The sequence below is a fragment of the Bacillus nitratireducens genome (genome assembly GCF_001884135.1).
GTDB lineage: Bacteria > Bacillota > Bacilli > Bacillales > Bacillaceae_G > Bacillus_A > Bacillus_A nitratireducens.
Window position 1 is genome coordinate 25566 of record NZ_MAOC01000009.1, and the last position, 12091, is coordinate 37656.

A 12091-nucleotide genomic window follows, 5' to 3' on the forward strand; every position below is an offset into this window, starting at 1 on the left:
GTGCCTTTAATATTTTATCATGTTAATAATTCCATTAAAATGATTAATATATATAATAGAAGAAACGGGGAGCGGAACCCTTTTGACACTCACTATTTGGATAAGATAAGATGAATAAGGTGTGATTTGTTTGGAAGGGAAGAGATGGTGTGTTATTTAACTCATTTGAGTTTATTTTTTTATTTTTACCGATAGCATTTCTTTTATATTTTCTATTAAATAAATTTGGACATGCTACATTAGCGAAAGCTTGGCTCGTTGCGGCCTCTTTATTTTTCTATAGTTATTGGAATGTGAAATATTTACCGCTTATGTTAGTGTCGCTCATTGTGAACTACTTTATCGGAATGAGGCTCGTAAAACATAAGAGTAAACTTCTTTTAACGATAGGATTAATATTTAATATAGGAATGCTTAGTTATTTCAAGTATTATGATTTCTTCTTACAAAATGTGAATTCATTATTTGGAACTCAGTTTACATTATTATCTTTAACGTTACCGCTTGCGATTAGCTTCTATACGTTTCAAAAGATCGCATTTTTAGTAGATACGTATCGTGGTGAAACGAAGGCATGTCATTTTCTTGATTACGCATTGTTTGTAACGTTTTTTCCGCAGCTTATTGCAGGGCCGATTGTACATCATGCGCAAATTATGCCGCAGTTTGCTGACGATAGTAAAAAGCGCTGGCAATCGAAGTATATCGTTCTTGGTATATTCGTATTTGCAGTTGGTATTTTCAAAAAGGTAGGTATTGCAGATGTATTATCACCCCTTGTACATGAAGGGTTTGATGTGCAGCAATCATTAACATTTGTTGAAGCGTGGCTTTCGTCGTTAGCGTTTACGTTCCAATTGTATTTTGATTTTAGTGGATATAGTGATATGGCAATTGGAATCGCTTTAATGTTTAATGTTAAATTACCGCAAAACTTTAATTCACCGTATAAAGCAGTGAATATACAAGATTTTTGGCATCGTTGGCATATGACGCTTAGCCAGTTTTTAACGAAGTATGTATACATTTCTCTAGGAGGAAATCGAAAAGGAATTACGCGTACATACGTAAATATTATGATTGTATTTTTAATAAGTGGACTTTGGCATGGAGCTGGTTGGACATTTATTTTTTGGGGATTCTTGCACGGTTTAGCTTCTGTTATTCACCGATTATGGAGTAAAGCAGGAGGGCGTATGCCGGCCTTTGCTGGTTGGCTCGTTACGTTTTTCTTCATTAATATAACGTGGGTATTCTTTAGGGCAACATCTATACATGATGCGGTGAAGGTGTTAAAAGGAATGTTCGGACTAAATGGAATCGAATTAGCAAATAGTGTATTCCCATCATTTATAATAGAGAAGTTACAATTTTTAAAAGAGTACGGTGTTTCATTTACAGAAGGATACCATGTCTCTTTATTAGATCCGAAAATGGTAGCGTATATTTTCGGAGCGTTATGTATTAGTTTCTTCTTAAAAAATTCAATTCAGTTAAAAGATTCATTCCGTCCAAATGTGTGGACTGCTTTATTTACTGCAATATTGCTTGTATATAGCGTGTTACATTTAACGAGTATTAGTGAGTTTTTATACTTTAATTTCTAGGTGGAGAATATGAAAAACAAACATTGGCTTATTTTCGTTTTTGTATGTGTTTTTGTTCCTCTCGCAGGTGTCGGGATATTTAATAGCTATATAGATTCTCTTTGGTTATTCCCGCATAAAAATAAGTGGAATGATGTGCAGTACGGGTTTAACGAGAGACAACAGAAAACGAATTATATAACGTACCGTCCGTTTACATATGATGGAGTTATACTTGGAAGTAGTAGAACGACTTTTATTAATGAGAATGACTTCACCGGGTTAAACGCATTTAATTATGCGGTAAGTAGTACAGACCCGCGTGAGTATGATGCATATATTGAATATGCAAAAGAACAAAAAGGTAGTGAACTCGCATCTATTGTACTTGGTTTAGATTTCCTTGGAACGAACAAAAATAGGGAAATTGGTTTTGATAAACCAGAAGTGTATATTAATCAGGCGCAAAGCCTATTGTATCCGATTAAATCGTATGTAAGTATGGACGGAATTACTTATTCAAAGAATACAATTGCGAATTCTACTCATCATAGTACGAACATTGATCGGTATGATCGAGAGAATATAAAATCGATGCGCGATTATACGAAAGAAGAGCGTGATGCGCAAGTTACAGCGCAAGTAGATAAGTTTAGTAAAGAGATTTATGGCGGGAATTATGAGTATCAAAATATGAAAGAAATATTAGGAACAGTAAAGGCTCATAATCCGAACACGAAGTTTTATATTTTTACAACGCCTGTTTCAGGGCCACTATTCCGTACGATGATTCAATCAGGGCGATGGGAAGATTATAAAAGATGGCTTCATGACGCTGTAGATGTATTTGGAGAAGTTCATCATTTCATGTATCTTAATTCCGTTACAACGAATTTAGACAACTATATGGATGGGCATCATTTCAGACCAGAAATTGGAAAGCTGGTTGCGCATAAAGTTGTGAATGAAGAAGATAGCAATGTCCCGAAAGATTTCGGTATTGTTATTACGAAGGATAATATTGATGAGGTGCTAGAAGAGATTTGGGCGTCTTTTCAATAAAAAATAGGTCATAAATGTGGTCTAGTCTTTGCCGAGTAGACTGTATAAAAAAGAAGCAGCCACCGAGATCTGATGGCTGCTTCTTTTTTTGTAATAAAACCCATTATCGTTACAATAATAACAAATATTTCTTTTTATTACTAGAATTGTATTTTTTCTTACAGCCATATAAAATTTGTTTAACACAGGAAGATATATGATAAAGCGGTTGTTTATTCTACTATTTATCCAAAAGGTATAATTTATTACAACGGTAGTTCTTTTACTATTAATACTTAATAGTGAATGGGAGTGATGAAAGATGGAAAGCGGACAAATGAATTATATTGTTGTTAATCCTATAGGTGTTGTGATTTCTGTAATTATGATAATAGCTATATGTTTTGCTGTTATCCGTTTGGTAAAGTATTTCAAAAAATAAATAGTTCCTACCTTAAACTAGAGGGTTATTTAAATAACAAAGTTTGATTGTGAGATTTTTCAAAAGAAGAAGCAGCATCCAAATGGATGCTGCTTCTTTTATTCCGCTTCTAAATCAACAATTAAGTAAGCGAGTATAACAACGAAGAAAATACTAACGGAAGGCGCTGTTAATACGTGGCCGGACATAAAGCCGATTCCAAGTGATAGTACAACGGTGCTAGCTAATAGCATATATTTCACGGTTATTATTTTCTTAAAGTTTGTTATGACGCGAATGAATAATTTAATACCGAAGTATAGAAGCGGTATTAAGTAAATAAGGAAGCCGACGATTCCGAATGCAAAGAATAGATCGTGGAAGTCCATTTCGATTAATTTAATTTTAACCGTATAGTTACCAGCATAGCCCATTCCGAATAATTTTTGTGATAGCGGTGCGTCTTTATAGTATTGTTTGTATACTTTTAAAAACTTATCGCGATCACTGTAAATTAAACTTTTGACCTCAGAGTCTGTTAGCTCACCTTTTGCATGTTTTTTCTCTGCGTCTAGATCTTCTTTAATTACTTTTCCTTCTTTTCTATCCTTTTCTTCTTGTACTGATTTTTTGTATTCGTATATTTGCATGTGGATGCCCATATTTTTTGCAATAGGAGTATGTGGTGTAAGTGCAATTAAACCTCCTAAAACAATAGCGGCAACAACTGTATTTACGAGATATGTGAATCCGTTACCTTCTTTTTTGCGATGAATCATATATTCAATGAATGAGAATAAAAGTGCCACGCCAAGCGTTAGAACAATTGCACCATATCCTACTTTCGTTCCGACCATAATACTTGCATACATCGCAAGTATTGTTGGAATCCAGTAATAGATTTTCGAGAAAGAAGTTGTTTTATGAATCGAATATAACACTACGATTGGGAACATAATTGCAAAAATAGAACTTAAATCATTTCCAGCAAAGAACCAACCTCTTGAACCAATCTTTGAGTGAGGATAGCTTGGGAAATCTGTACCAGTTTGCATTGCAACAATCAGTGTGATGCTGAAAATTAAAGTTGCATATAAGAAATATGTAATGATTTTATGAAATGTATATTCTTTATTTTTTAACTCTTTAAAGACGATAATATATCCAAACAGTAGCACAATTGGATATACGCTTTTTAAAATAAATTTCACTTCTTCGCCAAATGAAACTGGAGATTTGACCATCATATTATTTACAAGACCAATTGCTAGTACGATCCCGAGTAGGCATAAATAGAGAATGTACTTTTTCGCCCCATGTTGTTTTCTATGAAGAAGTAGATAACCTAATGCAAGAAGCATAAAGGCGAAACGGACTACGATTCCAACTGTTGCGCTCATGTGTAATACATAGATTGAAAAAGATGTTAATAAATCTAAAATTGGTTGAAACACAATGAATAGCAATAGGAAATGCGGGAAGTAGTTATCCGTTTGTTTCAACTTAGTAACCATATGTTCCTCCATTTCTTCATTCCTTTATTTCAACACCCGAGAGATGGGTATAAAAGCCTTTTTTTGGCATAGTAAGGTGAATGAATTTCAATGTTTGTTTTTTGCATCAAACTTAAGAATACACCATTTCATTGCAATGGTAAATAGATGAAAAGCAATGATAAACCGACTTTAATTTCTATATTTTTTAACGAAATTGTATGTTTTATACGGATATATATACAAATTACGAGAATATTAGACAGAAAATTAAGAAAAAAGAAGGGTTTTTAACATGCTTTCTATAATTATAGAAGTATAATCTTTATGTGGAAAAGAGGGGTATATATAATGGAAGTAACAAGTAAAACAGAATCTGTTGTTGTGAAATATGAAGGGCGCGTAGCAACGGTTATGGTCAATCGCCCAGAGGTTTTAAATGCATTAGATGAACCAACGTTAAAAGAGTTATTACAAAAGTTGAAAGAAGTGGCGGAAAGTTCTGTTCACGTTGTTGTGTTATGCGGCAGTGGCCGTGGTTTTTCTGCGGGTGGAGATATTAAATCAATGCTTTCAAGTAATGATGAAAGTAAGTTTGAAGGTATCATGAATACAATTTCTGAAATCGTGGTGACGTTATATACGATGCCAAAGCTTGTTATTAGTGCAATTCATGGACCGACTGCTGGACTTGGATTAAGTATTGCATTAACAGCTGATTATGTTATGGCAGATATATCATCAGTTATTGCGATGAACTTTATTGGAATCGCTTTAATTCCAGATGGTGGTGGCCATTTCTTCCTTCAAAAGCGCGTCGGTGAAAATATGACGAAGAAAATCATTTGGGAAGGGAAGAAATTATCAGCGACAGAAGCATTAGATATCGGTTTAATTGATGAAGTAATCGGTGAGGATTTCCAAACGGCTGTGAAGCAAAAAATTAATGAATGGTTACACAAACCAATCAAGGCGATGATTCAAACGAAACAAATTTTATGTGAAGTCAATCGTTCTAATTTAGAACAAACGCTTCAGCTTGAAAAGCGTGGTCAATATACGATGAGACAAACAGCGGACCATAAAGAAGGTATTGCTGCTTTTCTAGAAAAACGTTTACCAGCATTTAAAGGGGAATAAAGTGAAACATTAATCCGTGGGGATTTGTTTATCCCCCGCGGATTATTAGTTTTACTGCCCGTTAATTCGAGATAAAGGGAAGAAAGTGCTAACACATTTTAGTATAATTGTGTTAGCACTTTTTTTAGGAGTATAAATGAAGAAAATTATCGGTGTTATCGTTATGATTTTACTTACGTATTATGCTTTGCATAGTACACCATCTCTTGTGGTACGGACTGCATTATTCTTTGAGGGACATCCAACTGTTGCTTTCTCAGGTGAAGTGAAGAAAGAACGGGATGTGAAAAAAGAGGCGATTCCTGATGAGTACCGGACCTTATATGGCGATAAGAAAGAAGAACCAGAGCATTACTTCTTTCCTGTAGTAAGGGCGCGCGGATCAGGAATTGATATGTTAAGTGCTTGTGTGGAAAAAGAGTGGTTTTTCTATAAAGTAAAACTTTAATCAGTGGGGGTTTTGTTCATCCCCCACTGATTTAGCCTTCACCAATCGGGCGTTTATGGGCAGTTAATCTCCCACCTAACTTCTTTGCTCCATCCGAATTTTGAGGTGGGAGCTTTACTGCCCGGCAAATAGCGGGATAAAGCAGAGCTTGGGTGTTATTAAAAATAGGAGGAACAGTGATGTCAACTTATAACAAATTAGTAAGAGACCGTGTCCCGGAGAAAATTTTAATGTCTGGAAAAACATATACAGCACAAAAATTAACAGGACAAGCTTACATACAAGCGTTAGCGAAAATTGGTACAGAAGAAATTCGTGAATTTGCTTCGATGAAAGAGCGTGAACATGCGCTAGATTCACTTGCAGATGCACTTGAAGTTATTATTTCATTAGCTCGTGCAGAAGGTGCAACAATTGAAGATATAGAGCGTCTTCGTAAGAAAAAAGAAGAAGAGCGCGGCGGATTTACAAGAGGGATTTATTTGATGGACGTTTCGGAAGAGTAGTTTTATAGAAAAAGCACAGCTTACTCAGTAGCGCTGTGCTTTTTTCCTGCAATTAGGCTAACGATTAAGAAGATAGCTGTTAATGTCCAGCCGATTGCAATAGAAGTAGTAGTGTGAATGGCATAAGAAACTTGTAAACATAGTAATGATGATAAAAACCAAATAAGTGCAATATGTACATGTTTTTTCGTTACATTCATTTTTGTTATCTCCTTTTAACTTATTAAACTAAATTTTACTATAATTTAGAAAATTAAACTATATGAGTAGAGGTTTTATCGTAATTTCGCTATACTAAATAGTAGAGAGAATGAGGAGGAAACGACAATGGCACATCATGCAAAAGAAACGATGGAATTAATTAAAGAGCTTGTCTCTATTCCAAGTCCATCTGGAAACACTGCGAAAATTATTAATTTTATTGAAAACTATGTAAGTGAGTGGAATGTAGAGACGAAGCGTAATAATAAAGGCGCTCTTATTTTAACGGTTAAAGGAAAGAATGATGATCAGCATCGTTTATTAACTGCACACGTTGATACGTTAGGTGCGATGGTGAAAGAAATTAAGTCTGACGGTCGTCTTCGTCTATCTATGATTGGTGGATTTCGCTGGAACTCTGTAGAAGGGGAATATTGCGAAATTGAAACGTCAAGCGGTAAGAAGTATACAGGTACAATTTTAATGCATCAAACTTCTGTCCATGTGTACAAAGATGCAGGGGAAGCGAAGCGCGATGAGCAAAATATTGAAGTTCGTATTGATGAGCGTGTTTCTTCGGCAAATGAAGTACGCGAATTAGGAATTGAAGTAGGAGACTTCGTTTCATTTGATCCACGCGTTCAAATTACAGAGAGTGGATACATAAAATCACGTCATTTAGACGATAAAGTAAGTGTAGCAATTCTATTAAAATTAATTAAAAGATTGCAAGATGAAAAGGTAACATTACCGTATACAACACATTTCTTAATTTCTAATAATGAAGAGATTGGGTACGGTGGAAACTCAAATATTCCAGAAGAGACGGTAGAATATTTAGCAGTTGATATGGGAGCGTTAGGTGACGGACAAGCATCTGATGAATATACAGTATCCATTTGTGCGAAAGATTCTAGCGGTCCATACCATTACGCTTTACGTAAGCATTTAGTTGAATTGGCGAAAGCGAATGCTATTGAATATAAAGTGGATATTTATCCCTACTACGGATCAGACGCATCAGCTGCGATTCGCGCTGGATTTGATGTGAAACATGCATTAATTGGAGCTGGTATTGATTCTTCTCACGCATTTGAGCGTACGCATGAAAGCTCGATTGTACATACAGAAGCACTTGTTTATGCATATGTGTTATCAGAAATGATAGCAGAATAGTGAGAGGGTGGTTGATTCTATGAATCAGCCACTTTTTTGTGCATAAAAACTACTTTAATTGTATTTTATTGTACAATATTAAGAAAGTAGGTTTACTACAGAATTCTAGTATTATAGAATGATAGAGGCGCACTAATTTTTTTTTGCTCGCATTTGTTATAATTTGTATATTAAGATTACGCGTTATTGTAAATGATTTTTGAGAGGAGTATTATTTTTATGAAGTATCGTGCAGTCGCGGCTGGTATTTTAGCCGCAAGTTTATTATCGTCTCCAGTTAGTAGTTTCGCAGCAGGGAAAAAGTTTTCGGATGTTCCTACATGGGCGCAGGAATCGGTTGACTATTTAGTAGGGAAAAAAGCACTTGATGGAAAACCAGATGGAACGTTTTCTCCATCTGAAGCAGTAGATAAAGGATCAGCTGCAAAAATATTAGCGGTAGTTCTTGGTTTACCAATTGATCCAAAAGCGAAACCATCTTTTAAAGATTCGCAAGATCATTGGGCAGCACCATATATTGCTGCGGTAGAAAAAGCAGGTGTAATTAGTGGAGATGGTACTGGAAAATTCAATCCATCAAGCCAAATTAACCGTGCATCTATGGCATCTATGCTTGTACAAGCATATTCATTAGACAATAAAATTATTGGAGAACTTCCAACACAGTTTAATGATTTAGAACCTCATTGGGGTAAGAAACAAGCTAATATTTTAGTAGCTTTAGAGATTTCAATGGGTACAGGAAATGGTTGGAAGCCTGACGGTACTGTAAGTCGTGCTGAAGCAGCTCAGTTCATCGCGATGGCAGATAAAAATAAAACAAATACATCGAAAAGAATGTATATGAACAGAAACTTTATTACATATCATCAGGCATCGTTATCATCTGGTATTACTGACACTCAACATAAGCCACAAATGCTTGAAGTGAAAGAGCAAAGAGCGGATGGTTGGTTGAAAGTTGTAACAAGTAAAGGTGAGAAGTGGACGCCTTTAACAGAGAAAACAGATGCTATTAATGAAGGATTTACTGCGTATGCAGAAGCTTCGCATCAATCTAAAGTGTCAGGTACATATAATGCACAAAAAGTAACTGTTATTGAAGAGAATGGTAGCTGGATTCGTATCCGTATGGGAGCTGGCTTCCAATGGGTGGATAAAAATCAATTAAACCCAGTGAAGCAAGGTAACTTCCTAGAAGGTAAAGCGATTATTATTGATCCAGGTCATGGTGGAATTGACTCGGGGAACCCTGGTTATTATGAGAAAGAAAGTAAAACCGTATTAGATGTATCATTACGATTACAGAAAATATTTGAGAAAAAGACACCGTTTACTGTGTTATTCACTCGTACAGATGATACACGTCCAGGAACAAGTGGTCCTGATTCTTTAAAAAAACGTGTAGAATTTGCACAGCAAAATAATGGAGATATTTTTGTAAGTATCCATGCTAATGGTTCTGAATTGAAAAATGGACAAGGTACAGAGACATTATATTATGACTCAGCACGAGCAAGAGTAACGAATCCAAATGTAGAAGAGAGTCGTTTATTAGCAGAAAAAATTCAAAAACGTCTTGTGAATGCACTTGGAACAAAAGATCGTGGCGCGAAACATCAGGACTTATACGTAACTAGAGAAAATACAATGCCAGCTGTATTAACAGAATTAGCATTTGTAGATAATAAAAGTGATGCAGATAAAATTGCTACACCAAAGCAGAGACAAAGTGCAGCAGAAGCTATTTATCAAGGTATTCTAGATTACTATGAAGCAATGGGGAATGACGTATCTTCTTTCCGTTAATAAATAAAAGAGATTGCCATAGGCAGTCTCTTTTTATTTATAAAACAAATTATAAAGGTTTCTCTTTATTTCGAGCATATGATATCATTTAATTTTATATGAAAAAAGTATTCGAGTAATTGTAATCATAACAATTTTAAACGATAAAGGATGATAATAGATTGAGTAATCATAGTAAAACACCTGCATGTATATATACGTATGCATTTCGCGAAGAGGAGCGTGCTTTATGTTACTTGGAAATGCGCTCGTTCTTTGGGATGGAGTCTCACGTTAATATTTTAAAAAGTGAAGTCAAGATTGCTCCGAGTAGAAGTCCGTTTATTAAAGAGCGCGTCGAGGTTATGTATGAAGGGGACGACTTAGAAAGCATTTTAAAACAAGTGGAACAAATTGATTTAGCGGGAGCGACATTCAAAGTTATCTTCGTTAAAATCAATGATCTTGGTAAAGAAAATAAAATTGAATATGGAGAAAGACGCCTTATTGAACGAGACCTCGGTATGCATATTGAAGGAGAAGCGGATGTTCGTAATCCAGAGCGTGTATTCGGGATTGTTCCTCTTGGAGGACGCTGGTACTTCGGACACTATGTAGAAAGTGATCCGGTTTGGTATCATCACATAAAAAAACCGCATAGCTATTCGACATCACTGAGCACACGTGTTGCTAGAGCTGTCGCAAATATCGCTGTACCAAACCCAGATGGAGTACGAGCAATTGACCCGTGCTGCGGTATTGGAACAGTAGTAGTAGAAGCACTTTCTATGGGGATTAACATCGTTGGTAGAGATATAAATCCACTTGTGGTGCTCGGAACGAGAAAAAACATCGCACATTTCGGGTTTGAAGGAACAGTAACAAAAGGTCCGATTGAAGAAATTACTGAGAACTACGACGTCGCAATTATCGATATGCCGTACGACCTATTTACGCACGCAACACCAGAAGATCAACTCTCAATTCTTTCAAGTGCGCGCCGTATTGCAAAAAAAGCAGTCGTTGTCACGATGGAAACAATGGACGACATGATTCATGAAGCGGGATTTGAAATTACAGACCGCTGTATCACAAGAAAAGGATCATTTTCTAGACAAATTCTTGTTTGTGAATAGGAAAGGTCACCCGTTTATTAAATTAATAAATTACAGGATAGTTAGTCCATTATGAGGCTGATTATCCTTTTTTATTTAACAACAAATATAAAAACTCCATTTTGAATAAAGATTGATCAAAATGGAGCTACCCTTTTTAGCTAAGTATGAGATTTTTATAAAAAAGTTTGATTATTTTACTGAGCCTTAATGAATAACATTTCAAGAATACCAATAAAAAGCATAATCAGTCATAACTGAAGAATCACCCAACTGATGTAACATAGCTGAAATATTCCCTCTATGATAGGTTCCATGATTCACAACGTGTAAGACCATTTCAGATATACTTGTTTCTCTTAATCCTGCCCATGGATTATCCAACATTATTCTCTTTTCCATATCTTCCTGTCTGTTCAAAAAGGTTTTAAACCGGGATGTTAAAGTGTGAAATTCCGTTTCTAAGTCTTCAATGGGCAGTTTCTCAATCTTTTCTTGAATTTGAAATGAAGATTGCATTGCTTCATTCATACTCTGACCCTCAAGGGTATGAAGCCATCCATATTCCACCAAATAGAGATGAGATAAAACCTTTGAAACAGAAGAAAAGACACTTTTCATTTCCTTTTGATATTTCTCAGGAGAAAGTGTCTTAAGATGATCAATAATCCGTTGATTTGCCCATACATGATAGTTATATAGATTTTCTACATGATTTGCCATACAATCGCCTCCTTACCATCACGTTTTTTAATGTTCTTTATCAGAATGAATTATTCCTTTAAATATCATTACTTATTTGATGAGATCTTCAACTAAATGGCCCAATTGTTGAACAAAGGTCAAAGCAATCTTCAACTAACCTGCCCCGTTAGTTGAATTACATTTCTTCACAATGTTTATCGTTAGATTAACATAAATATCCAACAAGAAAACATCAAACCTCTAAGAAATCTATAGAGGTTTGATGTTTTTAATCAATCTTTTTTACAAAGCTACACTTGTGACAAAAAAGCTTATTTTTTCATTTTGTGGTGATTCTGAATTCTTAAGTTGATGGGCATGCCTGTGTAGGTGACCTTTTTTGGTTTGTATCAATGTGTGATTAGTTGGTAGTTTAGATGGGAGATTTGACGGGATTTGTTGAATAGACGATATATCTCGAGAGTTGTTTTG

11 protein-coding genes are annotated in these 12091 nt (G+C 35.3%); 8 read left to right on the forward strand and 3 right to left on the reverse strand.

The window, feature by feature from the left end:
- Positions 1–149 precede the first annotated feature (149 nt).
- Together BAU23_RS03985 and BAU23_RS03990 are read left to right on the forward strand one after the other, a co-directional pair.
- Positions 150–1607, forward strand: coding sequence for an MBOAT family O-acyltransferase (locus tag BAU23_RS03985; protein WP_071733557.1), 1458 nt, complete (start codon positions 150–152; stop codon positions 1605–1607).
- Between the two features lie 9 nt (positions 1608–1616).
- Positions 1617–2648 (forward strand): hypothetical protein, encoded by a 1032-nt coding sequence (locus BAU23_RS03990; protein ID WP_071733559.1) that lies wholly within the window; start codon positions 1617–1619, stop codon positions 2646–2648.
- 519 nt (positions 2649–3167) lie between these two features.
- Here BAU23_RS03990 and BAU23_RS03995 read toward each other — a convergent pair.
- On the reverse strand, positions 3168–4562 hold the full coding sequence (locus BAU23_RS03995; protein WP_000256716.1) for an O-antigen ligase family protein: 1395 nt from the start codon (positions 4560–4562) through the stop codon (positions 3168–3170).
- A 330-nt stretch (positions 4563–4892) separates the two neighbouring features.
- Here BAU23_RS03995 and BAU23_RS04000 point away from each other — a divergent pair, with 330 nt between their 5' ends.
- From BAU23_RS04000 to BAU23_RS04010, 3 genes are all read left to right on the forward strand, one after another.
- On the forward strand, positions 4893–5681 hold the full coding sequence (locus BAU23_RS04000; protein ID WP_000454184.1) for an enoyl-CoA hydratase: 789 nt from the start codon (positions 4893–4895) through the stop codon (positions 5679–5681).
- A 136-nt stretch (positions 5682–5817) separates the two neighbouring features.
- On the forward strand, positions 5818–6129 hold the full coding sequence (locus tag BAU23_RS04005) for a hypothetical protein (protein WP_071733561.1): 312 nt from the start codon (positions 5818–5820) through the stop codon (positions 6127–6129).
- 179 nt (positions 6130–6308) lie between these two features.
- A complete protein-coding gene (locus tag BAU23_RS04010) occupies positions 6309–6635 on the forward strand; it encodes a nucleoside triphosphate pyrophosphohydrolase (protein ID WP_000109207.1) in 327 nt (108 codons plus the stop codon).
- A 20-nt stretch (positions 6636–6655) separates the two neighbouring features.
- On the opposite strand, the gene BAU23_RS04015 is transcribed toward BAU23_RS04010, so the two are convergent.
- Positions 6656–6835 (reverse strand): hypothetical protein, encoded by a 180-nt coding sequence (locus tag BAU23_RS04015; protein WP_001103321.1) that lies wholly within the window; start codon positions 6833–6835, stop codon positions 6656–6658.
- A 127-nt stretch (positions 6836–6962) separates the two neighbouring features.
- Here BAU23_RS04015 and BAU23_RS04020 point away from each other — a divergent pair, with 127 nt between their 5' ends.
- From BAU23_RS04020 to BAU23_RS04030, 3 genes are all read left to right on the forward strand, one after another.
- Positions 6963–8012: a M42 family metallopeptidase gene (locus BAU23_RS04020; protein WP_000930031.1), complete on the forward strand. Its 1050-nt coding sequence runs from the start codon at positions 6963–6965 to the stop codon at positions 8010–8012.
- 219 nt (positions 8013–8231) lie between these two features.
- Positions 8232–9821, forward strand: coding sequence for an N-acetylmuramoyl-L-alanine amidase (locus tag BAU23_RS04025; RefSeq protein ID WP_071733563.1), 1590 nt, complete (start codon positions 8232–8234; stop codon positions 9819–9821).
- Positions 9822–9982: 161 nt separating this feature from the next.
- Positions 9983–10936: a methyltransferase domain-containing protein gene (locus BAU23_RS04030; RefSeq protein ID WP_071733565.1), complete on the forward strand. Its 954-nt coding sequence runs from the start codon at positions 9983–9985 to the stop codon at positions 10934–10936.
- A gap of 201 nt (positions 10937–11137) precedes the next feature.
- Here BAU23_RS04030 and BAU23_RS04035 read toward each other — a convergent pair whose 3' ends face one another.
- Entirely contained in the window at positions 11138–11638 is a 501-nt protein-coding gene (locus tag BAU23_RS04035; protein WP_001273686.1) for a DinB family protein, read from the reverse strand.
- Positions 11639–12091 lie beyond the last annotated feature (453 nt).